Genomic DNA, 18,650 nt, shown 5'->3' on the forward strand with positions numbered 1-18,650 from the left:
GACATACAGTGGGCTCCGGAATAAGAATATTGCCTTTGAAAAATCAAAGAGGCGGGCTTATTGGTTGTATCGGCTCCTGATGTAATAAATCAACCGAGTATATGTCAACCAACGCTTTGTTTGCGCCATTTGCGCTAAAATCGCTGCAACTCAAAAACCGGATTGTCATGGCGCCCATGACGCGCGCCTTCTCGCCTAACGGCGTGCCGGGGGCTGATGTAGCCGCCTACTACCGCCGCCGCGCCGAGGGCCACGTTGGCCTGATTCTGTCGGAAGGCACTGTGGTAGAGCGCCCAGCCTCGTCCAACGACCCCAACATCCCGCATTTCTACGGCGAGCAAGCCCTAGCCGGTTGGCAGCACGTTATCGACGAAGTACACGCGGCCGACGGCAAAATGGGGCCGCAACTCTGGCACATGGGTGTCATGAAAGAGCACCACTCTGGCTGGAAACCATCGGAAGCCTTCGAAGGCCCGTCAGGACTGCTCAAGCCCGGCGAAACCAACGGTAAGGCGATGAGCGAAAACGACATCACCGACACCATCGCCGCTTTTGGCCGGGCCGCCGCCGATGCTAAGCGCCTAGGCTTCGACTGCCTGGAGTTGCACGGCGCCCACGGCTACCTCATCGACCAGTTCTTCTGGGCGGGCCTCAACCAACGCACCGACGGTTACGGCGGCGATGCCCTCACTGCTCGCAGCCGCATTGCCGTGGAGCTAGTGCAGGAAGTACGCCGCCAAGTGGGCGAAGACTTCGTCATCAGCCTGCGCCTTTCGCAGTGGAAGCAGCAGGATTACGACGTGAAGCTAGCCCACACGCCTCAAGAAATGGAGGCGTGGCTCCGTCCGCTGGCCGATGCCGGAGTAGATATTTTCCACTGCTCGCAGCGCCGTTTCTGGGAGCCTGAGTTTGAGCACGAAGGTTCGGATTTGAACTTTGCGGGCTGGGTGAAAAAACTCACCGGCAAAACCACCATCACTGTGGGCTCGGTGGGGCTATCGGGCGAATTTTTGGCTGGTTTCGCGGGCGAAGCCTCAGAGCCGCGTTCCATCGATGAGCTGCTGCGCCGTCTCGACCGTAACGAATTCGACCTCGTCGCCGTGGGTCGCCAGCTAATCGTAGACCCTAATTGGGTGGAAAAGATCGAGCAAGGCCGCTCGGACGAAATGAAGGGGTACAGCCGCGAGGCCCTGAGCACGCTGGTGTAGTCAAGCTCAAGTACATCTTCCCATCTGCGTTCTTACTAAAAAGCCCAGTTCCTTTATGCTAAGGAACTGGGCTTCTGATTTCTAAGTCGTTTAACTTCTCTAATGCCCGTTGAAAACGAAGTATAGCACCACCATCACAGCCGCCAACGCCCCCCACAGCGCTTTTACTCGGGTAGTGGGCTTCGCCAATACGCCATAGTCCACCGCCACGCGGCGTTCCTGACCGGCTTGGTCCAGCAGCGACAACAGCACGGCGGCTACGAACAGCACGGCGAAGATGCAGAACGACAGCACTAAGTAGTGGGGCCAAAAACTGTATTGCGCCGGTGGCAACACCCACAAGTACACCACGCCCACCCCTAGGCTAAACGCCGAGCCCCACGACAGAATAGCATTGACAGCCAGCTGCGTGGTGCGTCGCCAGAATACCGTCAGCAGAAACACCACGGCCAGCGGCGGCGCGATGAAACCGAGGACTGCTTGAAACACGTCGAACAGGTTCAAGCCTTTCACCGAGTCGATGGCAAGGGCGACGAGCACGGCGAAGGCACAACCCACCAGCACCGTCATGCGGCCCACGCGTACCACGTCTTTTTCCGTGGCATTGGGGTTTATGTTGCGGGCGTACACATCCATAGCGAAGACAGTGCTCAGCGCGTTGAGCGACGAGCTGATCGTACCTACCAGCACCGCAATCAGCACCACGATAACCAAGCCCTTCATGCCCGCTGGGAACAGACTCGTGACCATCGTCATGTAGGCTTGGTCGGGGCTGGCTAGGTGGGGAAACAGGACATAGCAGAGCACGCCCGTCAGGATGAACAGCGGCAGCGACAGAATCTTGAGCCAGCCAATGAAGTTTACACCCAACTGCCCCTGCTCCAGGCTCTTCGCTCCTAGCACGGACTGCACCATAGCCTGATCAGTGCAGAAAAACGCCACCGCTGACACCGGATATCCTAGCAAGATGGCGTACCACGGGTACTTAGGGTCGGAAGCCGGATGAACGAGGTTCCAATAATTACCCGGTACGCTGCGCCATAATTGGCTGAGTCCACCCACCTTCATCACACCGATAACCGTGAGCGTGAGCGAGACACCAATGAGCAGCAGCATTTGGAATACGTTGACTTTGGCAATGGCCTTCAGCCCGCCGGCGAAGGTGAAGAAGCCTGCAAACAAGACCAGCACAATCACTGATTGCCACATCGGAACACCTAGGATCTGGCGTACCAGCACGCCGCCCGAGAATAAACCCAACGACAGCCACGAAATCAGGATTTTAATGAGAGCATACCAGGCCAGGATGTTCTGGGTGGAGTTGCCGAACTGCCGGCCCATGAAGCCGGGCATGGTGCTGACGTTGGCGGCCAGGTAGCGCGGGGCAAACACCGTAGCCAGCAGAAACAAAAACACGAAAGCGTACCACTCAAAATTCACCGCCACGATGCCAGTACTGTACCCAATGCTCGCAAACGCCAGCAGCATCGATGGCCCCACGTTGGTGCCCCACATGTTGAACCCAATACTCGCCCATCCCAACGATTTGTTCGCCAGAAACAACGATTCCTCGGTTTTCTCTTTTTTCGAAAAGCTGGCCCGGTAGCCAATGGCAAACAGAATGACGAGGTACGCCGCCACAATGGCGTAGTCCCAAATCGTCAAACGACCGAGTAAGTTATTTCCCATACGGTGGGGTAGTTAGGCTAGGGTGGGATGTGGAGATGTAGAGATGCAGACGCGGGACCTCACCCCCGGCCCCTCTCCAAAAGAGAGGGGTGTCAGACGACCTAGGAAGTATAGTCGTTGAACGCACCCCTCTCTTTTGGAGAGGGGCCGGGGTGAGGTTCCAACGCTAGAGTTCCAGCCCGTGCTCGGCGAGAATAGCGCGCACCTTCACCGGCTGGCCAGTGCTCAAGGAGCGGTCCATGGCTTGAAGCAGAGCGACGGTGCCGATGCCCTCGCGGATATCGGGGTAGGCGGTGAAGTTCTGCTCGATGGAATCGGCGAAGTACTCTAGGTAGTTTTGGTACTCGCCGGCGTGGTGGCTTTTGCCCTCGAAGCGGAAATAGTGCTTGAGCTTATGCTCCCAGGTCACGATGCGCTCCTCGCCGGTGTTGTCGGTAATGGCGTAGCGCAGGTCCATGTAGTCGCCTTGACTGGCGCCCTCGGTGCCGCGCAAGATGCAGCTCATTTCGGAGTCGCGGGTGACGGGCTGCACGGGGCCGGTGTAGCAGCCGCTCACCCGCGCCACGCGGCCGTCGGTGGCTTTGAAGATGAAGTGCATGGTATCGGGGTTCTTCAGGCCGCCTTTCGCGCCGTTGGAACTGAGCATACCGTAGCCCATCACCTCTTCAATGTTGGGTAGGTACCAGCGGATGAAATCCACGGGGTGGCTCAGGCCGCCGTAGAGCCACTTGAAGGCGTTTTCCAGTGACCAGCCTTTGGCTAGAAACCAGCGGTGGTCGGCGTGGTAGTAGCTTTCAATGCTGATTAGCTCCCCCACTAACCCCGCTTCATAATCGGCGCGTTGGCGCTTCATGGGCTCGAAAAAGCGGGAGCTTTGGCCGATAAACACCTTCTTACCCGATTGCTCGGCTAGGGTCAGCAGGTCATTTGCCTTCGACAGATCATCAATAAATGGCTTGGTGCAGACCACGTGTTTACCGGCCCGCAGCGCCTGCGACACATGCTCGGCGTGCAGGTGGTCGGGCGTGTAGATGGCAATGATGTCGATTTCCGGATCATCGAGCATGTCCTGGTAATTCGCCGTGACGCGACCCGTAAACTGAAACTCCGCGACGCGGTGCTGGCATAGCTCCTCGTTTCGGTCGCAGATGGTTTTGAGCGTGAGCTTGGGGCTGTTGAGCGCCGCCGACATGGTGCTGCGGCCTTCGCCCAGACCTAAGATTCCTAGGTTTAGCATTTGGTTGATCGATTGTTTGATTCGTGTCATGCCGTGCGGGTTGAAGCTTCGCTGCTCGATGTAGAGACACATACTTGTGTCTCCTCGCGTTGCGGATGTTGTTTACCTAGGTCGTTCCAGGTGAGTCGTTCAACGAGGAGACGCAAGTATGCGTCTCTACATCGTTCGGGCGTCCGCAACGACGCGGGAGAGATGCTTCGGCAAGCTCAGCATGACGTTCTATGTTATTTATGTAGCACCGGCTGCTTTTCCGTAGTTACAGGCTTTAGAAACACCCACACTTCGCCCGTTTTGGTACCAGGCGGACCTTCCTGGTACTGCTTCATGCGAGCGTTCCACTCGTCGACGCGTGGGTTGTTGAGGGTGGTTTTGGGGTTCAGCTCATCTAGGCTAGCTCCGTGCGGAATGCTGATGACTAGCATCAATTGCCGCCCATTGCGAAATACTAGCAGCTGTTGAAAGCTAGCATTGCAGAAGCCTTGTCCGACTTCCGGCCACTTCTGAAATTGCGTGGCGTGGTAGGCTAGGTATTCTTGCTGCTTGGCAGGGTCGCGCACCAAGTTGGCCGTGAGGATAATATTGTCCCACTGCTTGCTCACGGCTTTGTCGGTGCAGCGCTGCCGGTCGAACTTGTAGAACGGCGCGCTGTACAGCTTTACCATTGCCTTGCCGTACGTGGCACCTAGCTGCTGGTGCACTTGCCTGATCTTCTCCGCCGGGCCATAAGCCACGAGGTGATTTTGCCAGCGACGCACATCAACCGTCGGCACTTGGTACTTCCGGCATAGCTGCAACAACTTATCGGCCGGCAACGGCGTGGTACCCGTGCCGGTGATTTCCACCACGGCGGCGGGTCCACTCGGCTGCGCTACAGCAGGCACCGCGTGTAAGCCTAGCAAGACCAAGCCTAGCTTTAGGTGCGCTCCTACTCTTTTAGCTACGCTAATTCTCATTTCACCGCGGGGGCTTGCAGTGCTTGATAGGTTACCGTGTACTCGCTTCTTGGCGCGATCTGCATTTCATACTGACCATTCGGTAAGGCTTTGATTTTGCCGCCTTTGCTCGTGGGCTTCACCTTGCTTTGGAAACGTAAGGTTCCCGTGCCAGCAGCGCCTTTTACCTTGATCTGCTTGAGGTTGCATGACACCGTGATATCGCCTTGCGGTGTGGGTACAGTACCTTCCATAAATTGCAAACCACCTAGGTTCGGCTCGACCACGTAGGTATCGTAACCCGGCGTGAGCGGCTTCACGCCGAGGTAGTACTTGCCGAGCAGATAGATCGGGCTGGCGCCCCAGGCGTGGCAGAGGCTTTTGCCGAACGGCCGACCGTACATGGCGTAGTGGTCGGCACCTTTCTTTGCGGGGTCGTATTCTTCCCAAAACGACGTGGCACCTAGGTCGATCATGCCGCCCCAATACGACTTCATTTCCTTCAGCACGTAGGATTGCTCGCCCATGGCGCAGAGGGCTTCCAGCTCGTAGAAGCGCATGTAAGGCGTCGTGATTTTCGGCACTTCGGGGTTCAGGAGCACGTATTTCTTCACGTCTTGGCGCTGGGCCTCGTTGAGGTAACCGAAGAAGATGGAGAACATGTTGGCGTAGCGCGTCACGTTATCGGTGGGCTTGCCATCGACGCGGCTGTGCACCAGCGCGTGCTTTTCGGGGCTCCAATAGGTAGCGAATATCTTGGCTTTCAGGTCGGCGGCTAGCTTTTGGTAGTTGGCGGCACCGGCTTTGTCGTTCACGAGGTTGGCGCACACGGCCATGGTTTCAAGACTGCGGCAGAAGAGTAGCTGCTCGAAGCTCACTTCGCCTTTCTTGCTCAGGCCGTCGGCCCAGTCGATAAACACCCAGTCGCCGGCTAGGCCTTCCATCATGCCGTCTTTGTTGCGGCGGGCGAGGCAGTAGTCCATCAGGCTTTGCATGCGCGGGTACATCTGCTGCACCAAGGCCTTGTCGCCGGTGTACTGGTAGGCATCGTAAATTCCCATGAACCAATAGAAAGTGTAGTCCATGATGGTGTTGATGTGGCTCGTGATGGGGTCTTTGCCGCGCAGGGCAAAGAGGGTGCGGCTCACCGTGGGCGTGTCGAAGTACAGGTAGTAATTCATCAGGTAGCTCTGGTAAGCGTCGCCCGACCATATCCACCGGTCGCGCTTGATGCCGTCAATGAAGAACTCCCGCGTGTTCAGGTGCATGGTGTACGAAGCCACGTCCCATATCTTATTGAGCTGCTGATCGGAACACCGGAACTTGCCGCGCTCCAGCACCGGCGCAAACTCGTACAGCATCGACACCGAATCGAGGCTGACGCCTTGGTCGTACTGAATGTTAACGTAGCGAAACGCCTTCGACATATCGGTGGTGCGCTCGGCTTTTTGGGGCTGATCGACGGCAATGCGGTCCAAGGTTTCGCAGGTTTCGGTGGCCAGCGCTTCCTCCCGCGACTCGCCGTAGTACAGCGTCATGTTGCCCTTGCCTTGCAAGCCGTGCAGCTTCACGTAGCCAAAGGTTTCGCGCCCAAAATCCACCACCATCGACCTAGGTTGCGCCGCCACATTGGCGGCCCGCTGCGGCTCCGTAATCAACCGAAACCGCGAAGGTGCCCCCCGAGGATCATCAAAATTCCAGCTACCAGCCTGCAACCACGTCGTGCCCGACTGGTCCGAGGCTTTGCCCGACGCGTCGATCCATTCTTTATCCTCGTAGGTCACGAGCCAGGTATTGTCTGAGGCAATGGTAGCGCCGCGCACGTAGATGGCCGGCACGCGCTCCTGGTTGTACACTTTGATGTTGATGCGGTGCTTGCCGGTGGGCACCGTGAAGCGCAGCGGCGACCCCGAAATCAGCTTGCCGTCGACCTTCACGTTGTACTGCCCTTCAGCCCGCAGCTCTACTTCTTCGGCTTTAGCTAAATCGAAGTCCTTGTGGAAATCGATGAGCACGTAGTGGCTGTCCATGCGCCAGAACGGCGGGAAGAACGACCCGCGCTCGGTGCGGCGGTTCTGCATTTGGTTGCCCAGCCAGATTTCAAAATCGCCAGGATACCAGATCCAGGTGGCTTGATTTTGAGCCATGGCGCCCGCCATCGGCAGAAACAGGCAGAGCAGCATGGCGAGAAATAGTTTTTGGCGTAGTGGTTTTATGGTCATGGTGTTAAGAAAGGCAATTTTGACCTCAGACCTAGCTTCGGGGTTACTTTGATTGGTTTCCCTTTGCGCTTGGTGGGGGAAGCTTAGGAGCTAGGTTCTTCAACTCCCGATATGCCGGCTCAAGGCCCGCCGCTTGCTTGATGCGGTCGGCGACCATGGGGCCATTGTTTTGCCATACGTTACCAGGGCCGTTAGCATTGGCCAAGAATTTCTCGGCCGGGCACCAGTTGTCGCGCACAGTGATGTTGGAGGAGCCTTCGTCGAGGTAGAGGTAGAACCAGTGCTGGGGGTCGTGCACGTAGGGCGAGAAGCCAATGCTGTCCACGCAGTTTTCGCTGATGAGCGTGTTCGGCTGGGCCGACAGCGTGTAGATGCCGGCCACGTCGTACATGTAGTTAGCGTAGTGGTGGATGTAGTTGTACTGCACCTTATTATCACGCATCGCGTTGGCGGTTTTGGTCCACCCCCACCCTAGGCTGATGCCCGTGTAAGGCACCTGCGAAATCTCGTTGTGGCGAATGGTAATGCTACGGCCGTAACCAACCCCGATGCCTACGCAACCCCAATCTTCGTTGCCACAATCAACCACCAAGTTGTTTTCGATCAACTCATTGGCGCAGACTTCGCGCTCGTCGCTAGGGTTGTAGGGCAAGTGAGTTTCGGTACCCGCATCGGAGAAGGTCGCCATCTGAATACCGTTGCCGCCAATGTCGCGGAACACGCAGCCCACAATAGCATCATCGTGGGTGCCGCTCACGTAGTCGAGCCCGGCGGAAGCTAGGTGCTCGAAACGGCACCGCTCAAAGCCCGTGTGGTGGGCACCGCTGAGCATAACGGCCGCCGCGGGCCGACCAATCCAGGCTTGGTTTTCCAACCCTTTCTTATCGGGCGTGCCGGGCACTTTCAGCTTATAAGCATCGAGCATAAACATGCCCGCCTGCAACGGAACGTGCCCCGCCTGCGCCGGCCGTAGCCAAGAGGTATGCGCAAACGTCAAGCCCTTGAACAACACGTTACTCACCGGATGATCAAGGTTGCCGCTCACCCGCACCAGCGTTTCTAGGGCGGGCACCACCGCCCTGGCCGTCGTCATCGTCTCTCCCGACCTAGGCCAGTAGATGATCTGCCCGCGCGCCGCGTCGTAGAACCATTCGCCCGGCCGATCTAGGAATTCAATGGCATTGGTCAGGTAAAAGGCTGAACTGCCGTTCTTGCCGTTGATCACCGCCGACGGCCACGGGTGCTCAAACTCGATCTGGCTCTCGGGGTCTTGGAAGGCTATTTTCGTTTTAGCGCCTTGCACCTCCAGCGTTTTCAAGCGCAGAAACGCCACGGCCCACATCTGGTGCAGCACCATTTCGGCTTGACCGGCGCTTTTCAGTCCGCCAAGCGCTGAGGTTGGAATCCAGCCCTCTTGCTTGACCTTATCCCACGCTAGCAGGCGCGGCAGATTGTTGTCGTCAACTTCCCGCGCCCGCGTGGCTTTGCGCTCATTGACCCACAATTGTCGGAACTCGAGCACACGGCCATTGACCCTAGGTGCATCGGCTACCCACACGTTGCTTTGGGCCGCAGCCGGTAAGCCAACTAGCTTGGTAGTTGGTTTGCGCCAGCCTTTCACACTCACGCCGCCGCTCAGTACCGGCTTTTCGCCAGGAGCCGCTTCCACCACCGTCGGGCTGCTAGCCGTACCCGAATCTTCAGGCCGGAAAAACAGCGGTTCGTACAGCCGGTATTCGCCCCCACGCAGCAGGATATGCACGCCACTCTGCACCGACGGGTCAGCCAAGCGCCGCAGCTCCCGCCCTTGCCGCACGGCCGCGGCTACAGAGGCTAGGGGCTTCTCCTTCGTGCCGGGGTTTTGGTCGGAGCCGGTGGGCGACACCCAAATGTCGGCTGCCGTGGCGGGTGCAGCCGTGAGTAGGCCAAGAGCGAAGAGTAAGGTTTTACCGTTGAATCTATTGGTCATGAAATCTGCGTGTCATGCTGAGCTTGTCGAAGCATCTCTACTGCTTCGTCCACCGATTGTAGAGGCGCAATATTTTGCGCCTCCTCGCTGCTGATGTTGTTTATGTGGATTGTTCTAGGTGGGTCGTTCAACGCCGAGACGCAAAATATTGCGTCTCTACATCGTTCTGGCGTCTGCAACGAAGCACGCGAGATGCTTCGGCCAGCTCAGCATGACGTTCTTTTATATACAAGAAGCCTATTGATGAGCCACCGACTTGTTGAACACCGCCTGCAACGTGTCAAACCCTTTGATAGCATTAGCCGGCAGCAGCTCGCCGTTTTTACCGAATACCCGCTGCGCTTCTTCCTTCTCAATGATCACCTTCGACTCGTTGAGCTTGCCCGTGTTGTCCTCGGCGGCAGCTAGGTTTAGGCCTAGGTTCTTGGCCATGAACTCGTACATGGCTTGGCGCTTGGAAAGGCCGTAGTCGTGGCCTTCTTTGGGCAGGTGAACGTTCTTGGCTAGGTCCGCTTTGCCATAGAAGCCGTAGATATTCTGCACGAAGGGGTAAGCGGTTTCGGGCGTTTGGGCGGTCCAGTCGCCGCCATCTGTTATGGCGAGTAGGGGCCTTGGGGCCGCCATGGCAGCTATTTCGGCGTTGTTGGTGCCGCCGCCGCAGAGGTGCACCGGCATGCCGCTTTCGCAGGGGCAGCCGCCGCTGTGGTAGGTCGAGAGCATCACCACAGGCACGCTCACTTTGATACGGTCATCCAGTGCCGTGAGCAGCATAGTTTGGCTGCCGCCACCCGAGCCACCGGTGATGGCCACACGGTTTTTGTCAGCGTCTTTCAACGACAACAGGTAATCCAACGACCGTTCGCCGTTCAGCGCCTGCACCGTCATGGCGATGCTGCGGTGGTGGTCTTCACCTTTGAATTGAAGCAACGATTCGCCCCAGGCAAACAAGTCATAGCTGTACACCATGGCGCCCATGCGAGCTAGGGTCGCGCACCGATACTGCGCATCCGCCCGGTAGCGTCCGTCGCCAAAGTGCCCATCCGGGCTGATGATGACGGGCACTTTGCCCTTGGGCTTCAAAGGCTTATACAGTGAACCGGTCACGTAGAGTCCAGGCAGCGTTTCAATAGCTAGGTTCTCGACGGTATAGCCGTCGTACTGCCGTTTGTTGGTGATGATGGGCTTGCTGCTGGGCTTAGCGGGCATGGGCGAGAGCCGCAACGCCTGCCACATGCAGCTGCGCAGCTCGGCTTTGCGCTTCTCCCAAGTAGCCTGATCGTGGTATAGTGTTGAGAGATACGCTAGCTGCTCCTTGCCTTCCTCGGGTGTTTTGAGGTGATACTGAAAGGTCTTCAGCTTGTACGACTTGTCACCGGATGAGGTCACCTGGAGGTCGAATGGCGACAACACGTTGCGCAGGGTCTCGTCCACATCCGGGCGGTAGCGCCACTCGGCGTAGGTCAAGGACTTGTCCTTCACCATATCGGGTGAGTACTTGATCTTCACGTTGTAGCGCTGCTGAATTTCATCCAGCACCGTTTTGAGCGGCATTTGGTACTGATCGTCCGAGTTTTGGGCGAAAGCACTAAGGCGAAGCAGGCTAGCACCAATAAACAGAAGAAGCTTCTTAGACATCGTAGGGTGGTTTGAAAGTCGGCTAGGTTGTAGCGCGGACTCTGTAGTCCGCGGCGTTGAACGATGTAGCGCGAAGTTCCCGCTTCGCGTGTCGTTGAACGACACAGTCTAGGTCATCGTGCTGGCATATCGTTCAACGAGGCGCGAAGCGGGAGCTTCGCGCTACATCGTTCAATCCTTGGTAATCTCGGCAGAGCCTTGTGGTGGCTTATAGCCTTTGATGGTCGGCCACACACCGTTCTCGATCTTCACCAGCTTCATCTTCTTCGGATCGAGCACCGCGTGTTTAATCCGCTGACGCCGCCAAGTGTAGATGAAATGCACCAAGCCATCTTTCGTCTGAATGACAGACGGATATGAGTACTGACTGATCGGCGAGTCTTCCAAAATGGCGGCGGCATACCAAGTTTTACCATCTTTCGACACGGCTACGTTCAGCGGTGTGCGTGGGCCTTTGGCTAGGGTGCCGGGCGGCAGCACGTGGTTGTACACCAGCAGTTGCCGCCCATCAGCTAGGGTCACGGCGTCGGTGCCGGAGTTGTTGTTGGGCAGCGTGGTTTTCGCCAGCGGCGACCAGGTTTTGCCCTGGTCCGTCGACCATGTTTCTAGGATGGCCCGGTCGCGGCTGCGGCAGAGGGCTTGCAGGCGGCCGTCTTTGTAGGTGAGGATGCTAGGTTGGATGGCACCTTGCGTCTGACCGTTGTCAACCGGGCCGATCATCGACCAAGTTTTGCCCTTGTCCGTTGAGGCTTCGAAGTGCACTTTCCAACCACCTTCGCCCTCAGTACTAGTCGGGCTGAGCAGCGTGCCGTTGCTGAGCAGCACTGGCTTGTTCTTCACCGGCCCGATAAAGCCCTCCGGTAGTGCTTCCCCGGCCGACCATGTCAAGCCGTTGTCCTTGGAAGTGCGTATCCAGCCTTTCCATTCCGACGGCTTCGGACCGATTTTGTAGAACAGCAGCAAGTCGCCATTAGGCACTTGGTAAAGCACGGGGTTCCAGGTTGGGTAGCGCAGCGTCTCGTTTACGATGCCGTTGGCTACTTCTACCGGGGCGGTCCATTTGCCGTTTTCCTGGCGGCTCACCCAAATACCGACGTCGGGGTTGCGTTCTTTCGTGCCCCCAAACCACGCGGCGACAAGACCCTTCGGCGTTTCCACGATGGTCGCGGCGTGGCTCTCGGGGAACGGTGCTTTCTCGAAGATAAACTCGTCGACTACCAGACCTTTCTGCCAAGTCTTAAGTTGCGCCTGCACGTTGCCGAGGCTAGCAGAGCAGCCGAGCAACAGGAGGAAAAGGGCTTTTTTCATTCGTCTACTGTGTAAATACTTAAAACGTCATGCTGAGCGAAGCGGAGCGTAGTCGAAGCATCTCGCGTGCGGTCGTTGCAATGGTAACTTCTTACTGACTGGGGTTAGCACCACAACGAAGCGAGCGAGATGCTTCGACTACGCTCCGCTTCGCTCAGCATGACGTTCTTTATTTGAGTCTTTGATACTGTTGTTTGCGACCTAGCTTTCATTTCACCTCAAAAGCATAATCCCCCGAGCCTACTTCAAACACGGCCCTCTCCTCTTCCATGCGCACGAACTTTACGCCGGGGGCGGACTCGGCTTTCTTGCCGCCTTCCCGCACGTCTTTTTCCGATTTGGCGGGGAGGTAGACCAGCGCTTTCGTGTTGCCGGGCACCGAGATATTCCAGGTGAAGCGCTTGGCATCGCGCTTCCAACTGCTGCGGATCAGGCCGTGCACGGAGCGGTAGGAGGCTTGCGTAGAGGTCAGACCGTCGATGAGGGCGGGCTTCATTTCCAGTTGCTTGAAGCCGGGGGCGCCGGGGGTCGACTTGATGCCGGCTAGGTTTTCGTAGTACCAGATCAGCAAGTCGCCGAGCAGCATCACGTGGTTTTGGGAGTTCATGGCGGGGTCGGCGGTGTTACCGTTCCACAGCTCCCAGATGGTGGTGGCGCCGTTGGCGGCCATGTAGCCCCAGCTCGGATAGTCGCGGTTGGTGGCTAGCTTATAGGCAATGTCGGGGCGACCGTGGGTGGTCAGGCCGCGCATGAGCCACTGCGTACCAATAACGCCGGTGCTGATGTGGCCTTTGTTCTCGACCAGAATCTTGTCGGCAATGTTCTGGAACACCTTGGCCTGATCTTGCTCCCGCACCATGCCGTAGGCGAGAGGCAAGAGGTTGGCTGTGACGGTGTTGTTGCTGTACTGGCAGCTTTCCGCGTTCAGGAATTTCTTGTTGAAGCTCTCCTTGATTTTGGCACCTAGGGCGGCGTATTCCTGCGCATCCTGCGGCTTGCCGACGATGGTGGCGAAGCGCTGCATCAGGTTGAGCATCTGGTAGTAGGTGCTGCTGGCAATGAGCACGCCGTCGGTGTTGCGGGCGGGGTCCTGGGAGTGAATCAGCTTCTCCGATTCAGGCGGCACGCACCAGTCGCCATACTTGTCCTTGGTCACGATGTAGTCCGAGGTCATGTAGTTGGCGTCCATGTAGGCCAGCCACTTCTTCATCGAATCGTAGTGTTTCTCAATGGGTTTGCTGTCGCCGTACTGGGTGTAGAGCATGTCGGCGACGGTGAGGTAGGTGCCGGGCCAGGTCACGTTGTCGCCGTAGTAACGCCAGAAGGTGGGGGCCACGTCGGGGATGCTGCCGTCGGCCTTCTGGGCGTTGGCAATGTCGTCGACCCACTTGGCGTAGAGGCGGCTGTTGTCGAACACGAAGCTCTCCCCGTAGGCGCCGGTCGTCCGGTCGCCGAGCCAGGGCTGGCGTTCGTTGCGCTGCGGGCAGTCGATGGGCATGCCCTTGTAGTTGCCCCGAATGCCCCAGTAGGCATTCTTATACACCTGATTAATAGTCGGGTCCGAAGTCGTGAACTCGCCGGTGGTCTGGATGTCGTCGTACACCACGCGGCCGTCGAAGTCTTGCACCATGGGCGTGCCGGGGAAGCCCGTGACCTCCACGTAGCGGAAGCCGTGAAAGACGAAGGTCGGCTCCCAGGTTTCGGGGCCACCGCCGCGCAGGGTGTACACGTCGGTTACGCGGGCGTCGCGCAGGTTGGCCACGTACAGCTCGCCGCTTTTTTGCAAGGTTTCAGCAAAGCGCAGGGTCACTTTGTCGCCGCGCTTGCCGGTGGTGCGCATCCGCAGCCAGCCCACCATGTTCTGGCCCATGTCGAGGATATACACGTTGGGCTTCAGGCGGGTGATGGACGCCGGTTTGCGCGTCTCCATCACCTTCATGTTGTCGTTCATCTGGGCCTCGAAGGCGCCGCCGGGCTCCTGCACTAGCTCCGCTTTCAGCCAGCTTTTGTCGTTGAAGCCGGCGGTGCTCCAGCCGGACATTTCCTTGGTGGCGTCGTACTCTTCACCGTCGTACTCGTTGTTGGTGCGGATGGGACCGTCGGCGGTGCCCTTCCAGGTTTCGTCGGTCTTGATGACGTCGGTGCTGCCGTCGGCGTAGGTTACTTCTAGCTGCATCAGCATCTTGGGGTAGCCAAACGTCTTGATTTTGTAGGGCTTGTAGTTCTGCCGCATGGCATAGAAGCGGCCGTTGCCGAGCGCGGCACCTAGGGCATTGGGGCCTTGCTTGAGCAGGGAGGTCACGTCGAAGGTGTTGTACTTCACGTTGCGGGTGTAGTCGGTGGGGGCGGGCGCCAGCACCTGGTCGCCCACCTTCTGCCCGTTCAGGTACAGCTCGTACAGACCTAGCCCGACGATGTAGGCCGTAGCCTGCTTGATGGGCTTGGCGGCGGTGAACTCCTTGCGGTAGTAGCGGGCCGAGAGCCGGGCGTGCGACTCTTCCTTATCCCAGGCAAACGGGTGGTCGAAGCCGATCCAGCGGCCTTTCCAGTCGAGGTAGTTCAGCAGGCCCATGCTCCAGGAATTGGCGGGGCTCCAGGCGCTTTCGCCCTTGTTCGTCCAGGTCTTTACCTTCCAGTAGCACTGCCGACGGCTTTTGAGCGGCGCGCCTGCGTAGGCCACGTGCACCGATTGCGAAGAAGTTACCTTCCCCGAATCCCACAAGTCGCCCTGGTCAGCGGCTAGCTTCTCGGGCGTGGAGGCGACCAGCACCTGATACGCCGTTTGCTCGATGCCGCGCTCCGAGCCGGTCAGTTCCCAGCTCAGCCGGGGTGCGGTGGCGTCGATGCCTTTGGGGTTGGTCAGCAGCTCACACCGCAGGTTTTGCAGCGCCACGCCAGTGGGCGCCGTCACTCGGAAAGCCGACAGCAGGATTGCCGCGAAGAGAGAAAGCAGGAGTTTGTAGTTCATACAGCGGCCTCACCCCTAGCTCCACTCTTACGAGCAGAAAACCAGCCGATTGGCAGGCGTGCGCCGGAGGTTCGTGGAATGCACTTTTAAGCGCTCCATAGTTCGCAAATTTTCCCGCCGAATCATTCTAGGATATTAGCACAAACCTTCACGATTTATGCATTCTGAGCGGCTTGGGTCCTTTTTGGTGGTTGGCTGGTGCCTTTACTGTAGTAGAGTTAGGGTGCGCCCGCCTTTTTTAGTAATGTCATAGGCATTATTAAAATAAGACGCTTTGTAGAGCAACACTAATTTAGACTACAGCGAATAAGCAAATACATTTATTAACAATCTGAGTTTATCCTATCTCTCCTAATGCCATAATCATTTGAATTGCCACTGGCTTATGGCTAAACTTCTTTTAGGTGTCTTATACTGATTTAGTATTGACTTCAGTGAATCAATTCTACTATTTAGCTTTTTAATTTCGGCACCCTGCTTAACCTTCTGTACATTTAACGAGCTTCTATCTAAATTTGAATAATAATAAACTCCTAATATCAAACACATTGTTATTGCCGTGGGAACTATTGATATAAGCGTATTCAACCTATTATACAACAAGTTGTTTTTAGTTATTTCTTTATTCTTATTAATAAGATAACTATTCTTGTCAATTTCATGCTTAACACTATCCAACTCGTTTATAACTTCTATAATACGAGGATTATCATTTGATTTATTTCCTATACCCGCATATTCACTTAGAAGAAGTTTAGTTTTATCAATAACTGAATTTAAACGAGAAAAAAAATCATTCGTCATAACTTGACATTATTTATCGTACAACATTTCAATTTCATAATCATCTATCTCACTTTTCCAACGCAGATGCATCAAAGAATTTAATTTACGTATTTTTGGATAGCAAAAACCTTGAGAAATTATAGTTAAGTATGGAGCAAACAACGCCGCGGCAGCTTGCAAGAAAGTATTATACGCTTCATCACTTGTATCTGTATTGGAAAGCATTCTACCCAGAACAAAGCCAATAAATATCAAAGCAATAGAATTAGCTAATGCAAAAATAAATCTTATCAGCAATACCTCTTGTTGAACAGCATCTATTTGCTCACTAATAAGGTCAATGTTATTTTCCATAGCTTTTTCATTAGGATGCATTTACCTCCCCTATTCATAACAGCCGTTATTATAATTTTTCTACGATTCAGAAACAAGTTTTTTGTCATTTACATAAGCAACAATTTTCAACTCGATAAGCATAAGGTCAGTTCCTTGACGTACGAAGGGCCTATGCTGAGTCGTAGTACGTTTCTGCTCCCTAGTGCCTACGTGTCAAAAGCTTTCAGACACACCGCTCCTTCAGTTCAGATACCGGTACTCCGTCGGCGATTTCCCTGTCTTCGTCTTGAAGATCTTGGTGAAATGCGAGGGATGTTCAAAACCTAGGTCATACGCAATTTCACTGATTGACTTTTCGGTGCTCCACAACAGCGCTTTGGCTTTGTCGGTCAGGTGCAGGTGGATGTGCTCCTGGGTGGTCTTGCCGGTGTAGCGCTTCAGCAAGTCCGACAAGTAGTGCGGCGACAGGTGCAGGGCGGCAGCAAAGAACTTCACATCCGGCAAGCCAGCTTCGATCAGCGTTTCCTGGGCAAAATACGCTTTCAGCAGCTTCTCGAAACGCTGCACCAAATCGTTGCTTACGTTGGCTCTAGTTAGAAACTGCCGGTTGTAGAACCGGTCGCAGTAATTAAGCAACAGCTCGATATTATTCTGAATCAGGCTTTGTGTGTGCTGGTCGATATTCTGCGAATATTCTCTTTTAATATTTTCAACGCAGCCTTCAATAATTAGCTTCTCCTCTTCGGATATGTGCAAGGCTTCGTTTGCATCGTAGTGAAAAAACGAGTAGCTAGTTATTTTTCTACCTAGCTCCGTTCTATTTAATAAATCCGGGTGAAATACTAAGCCCCAGCCTTCTTCTATTTGAAGGTCGGGGCTTGGCGTTATTACCTGGCCGGGAGCGGTAAACATCAGCGGGCCTTCGTTGAAATCATAATACGCCTTACCGTATTTCAAAGCGCCGGTGAATTTCTTGTAATAGATGCTGTAAAAACCTAGCCGGTAAATACCGTCTGCTTCCAGGCTGCTGCGGTTTAGCTGCGTCAGGTCGAACAACGACACGAGCGGGTGCTTGGGTTTTGGCAAGCCATATAGGTGGTGCAACTCGCTGATAGAATTGATATCGATATACTTGGCTTGCATAGCGGATAATTTTCCGGCGGTTATTGATTGTATAATAAAGAACGTCATGCTGAGCTAGTCGAAACATCTCTATCGCTTCGCCTACCGATTGTAGAGACGCAACACTTTGCGTCTGGTCGTTGCCGATGTTGTTTAGATAGGTTATTCTAAGTGAGTCGTTCAACGAAGAGACGCGAAGTGTCGCGTCTCTACATCGTTCGGACGTCCGCAACGAAGCGGTAGAGATGCTTCGGCAAGCTCAGCATGACGTTCAAAGATGCGGAATGACTTCAACAAGCATCACTGTCCACAGGTACTTAATTAATAAACCAGTCGCGGACTAGTTTCACGAAGTCCTCTTCGCTGTTTTCCTTTTTCGCGCCGATATAAAACTGCGCGTCCTCACCTACCACGTAGCGCAATTGGGCTTTGCCGTCGGTGGCGGCTTGGTAGATAGTGCTAGCCACGTCTGCGGCGGTGGCATTGGCTAGGTGCTCCGTTGGCTGGGCGTAGCGCTGGAAGAACCCAGCCATCAAGGGGTTGTATTCAGCCACGTCGTTTTTGATGATTTCTAGGCCGTCGCGGAAGTTGGTATGCACGCCGCCGGGCTCCACGATTTTCACGGCAATATTCAGCTTCGCCAGCTCGTGCGACAACGATTCGGAGAAGCCTTCCACGGCGAACTTGGTGCTGTTGTAGAGGCTGCCAAACGGCAGGGCCACCACGCCGCCGAAAGAAGAGATGTTGATGATGGTTCCGCCGCCATTGGCCCGCAGATACGGCAGCACGGCTTGTGTTACATCCATCAGGCCGAACACATTCACGGCATACTGCTTCTGAATCTGCTCGCGACTGGCCGACTCAAAAACGCCCATTAATCCATATCCTGCGTTGTTCACCAGCGCATTGATGCCGCCGAACTGCTCCGCTCCTGCTTTAACAGCTCGTTGGATGGACGCTAGGTCCTGCACATCTAGGTGCGCGACCAACACGTTCTCTAGCTTGGTTAGCTCATCTTCCTTTTCCGGGGCGCGCATGGTTGCTACTACATTCCAGCCGTTTTGCTGAAACAACTTGGCGGTTTCTTTCCCGAAACCGGAGGAAGCCCCGGTAATCAACACGGTCTTTGCCATTGTCTTTTCTGTTGTGAATGAACAAGGCAAAGGTCCGGCGCCCGGCCGCGGCGGGCTTATATGTTTCTACTGGGTGCTTATACGTTTGGTGGTTTTGGTAGCGTG

Annotated in this window: 13 protein-coding genes; 1 reads left to right on the forward strand and 12 read right to left on the reverse strand. The window is 55.6% G+C overall.

Going from position 1 to position 18,650, the window contains the following annotated elements:
* Nucleotides 1-101: 101 nt before the first annotated feature.
* Nucleotides 102-1,208 carry an NADH:flavin oxidoreductase gene (locus SD425_RS25305; protein ID WP_324673570.1) on the forward strand — a complete coding sequence of 369 codons (1,107 nt, stop codon included), beginning with the start codon at nt 102-104 and terminating at the stop codon, nt 1,206-1,208.
* A gap of 99 nt (nt 1,209-1,307) precedes the next feature.
* Here SD425_RS25305 and SD425_RS25310 read toward each other — a convergent pair whose 3' ends face one another.
* The 12 genes from SD425_RS25310 to SD425_RS25365 form a co-directional block, all read right to left on the reverse strand.
* Nucleotides 1,308-2,897 (reverse strand): sodium:solute symporter family transporter, encoded by a 1,590-nt coding sequence (locus SD425_RS25310; RefSeq protein ID WP_324673572.1) that lies wholly within the window; start codon nt 2,895-2,897, stop codon nt 1,308-1,310.
* Nucleotides 2,898-3,063: 166 nt separating this feature from the next.
* Entirely contained in the window at nt 3,064-4,164 is a 1,101-nt protein-coding gene (locus SD425_RS25315; protein ID WP_324673574.1) for a Gfo/Idh/MocA family oxidoreductase, read from the reverse strand.
* A gap of 194 nt (nt 4,165-4,358) precedes the next feature.
* Complete coding sequence (locus SD425_RS25320) at nt 4,359-5,087, reverse strand: L-rhamnose mutarotase (RefSeq protein WP_324673577.1); 729 nt, start codon at nt 5,085-5,087, stop codon at nt 4,359-4,361.
* Nucleotides 5,084-7,288 (reverse strand): alpha-L-rhamnosidase C-terminal domain-containing protein, encoded by a 2,205-nt coding sequence (locus SD425_RS25325; RefSeq protein ID WP_324673579.1) that lies wholly within the window; start codon nt 7,286-7,288, stop codon nt 5,084-5,086. The genes SD425_RS25320 and SD425_RS25325 overlap by 4 nt, the downstream gene beginning before the upstream one ends.
* Before the next feature lie 43 nt (nt 7,289-7,331).
* Nucleotides 7,332-9,257, reverse strand: coding sequence for a right-handed parallel beta-helix repeat-containing protein (locus SD425_RS25330; RefSeq protein WP_324673581.1), 1,926 nt, complete (start codon nt 9,255-9,257; stop codon nt 7,332-7,334).
* A 237-nt stretch (nt 9,258-9,494) separates the two neighbouring features.
* Nucleotides 9,495-10,892 carry a DUF4974 domain-containing protein gene (locus tag SD425_RS25335; protein ID WP_324673583.1) on the reverse strand — a complete coding sequence of 466 codons (1,398 nt, stop codon included), beginning with the start codon at nt 10,890-10,892 and terminating at the stop codon, nt 9,495-9,497.
* A gap of 171 nt (nt 10,893-11,063) precedes the next feature.
* Nucleotides 11,064-12,200: a sialidase family protein gene (locus SD425_RS25340; RefSeq protein WP_324673585.1), complete on the reverse strand. Its 1,137-nt coding sequence runs from the start codon at nt 12,198-12,200 to the stop codon at nt 11,064-11,066.
* A 208-nt stretch (nt 12,201-12,408) separates the two neighbouring features.
* Complete coding sequence (locus SD425_RS25345) at nt 12,409-15,168, reverse strand: alpha-L-rhamnosidase (RefSeq protein WP_324673587.1); 2,760 nt, start codon at nt 15,166-15,168, stop codon at nt 12,409-12,411.
* Between the two features lie 363 nt (nt 15,169-15,531).
* On the reverse strand, nt 15,532-15,972 hold the full coding sequence (locus tag SD425_RS25350; protein ID WP_324673590.1) for a hypothetical protein: 441 nt from the start codon (nt 15,970-15,972) through the stop codon (nt 15,532-15,534).
* Nucleotides 15,973-15,981: 9 nt separating this feature from the next.
* Entirely contained in the window at nt 15,982-16,308 is a 327-nt protein-coding gene (locus tag SD425_RS25355; protein WP_324673592.1) for a hypothetical protein, read from the reverse strand.
* Nucleotides 16,309-16,530: 222 nt separating this feature from the next.
* Complete coding sequence (locus tag SD425_RS25360) at nt 16,531-17,433, reverse strand: helix-turn-helix domain-containing protein (RefSeq protein ID WP_324673594.1); 903 nt, start codon at nt 17,431-17,433, stop codon at nt 16,531-16,533.
* A gap of 296 nt (nt 17,434-17,729) precedes the next feature.
* Complete coding sequence (locus SD425_RS25365) at nt 17,730-18,545, reverse strand: SDR family oxidoreductase (RefSeq protein ID WP_324673596.1); 816 nt, start codon at nt 18,543-18,545, stop codon at nt 17,730-17,732.
* Nucleotides 18,546-18,650: the final 105 nt, after the last annotated feature.

Origin of the sequence: Hymenobacter sp. GOD-10R, assembly GCF_035609205.1 — a bacterium.
Classification (GTDB): domain Bacteria; phylum Bacteroidota; class Bacteroidia; order Cytophagales; family Hymenobacteraceae; genus Hymenobacter.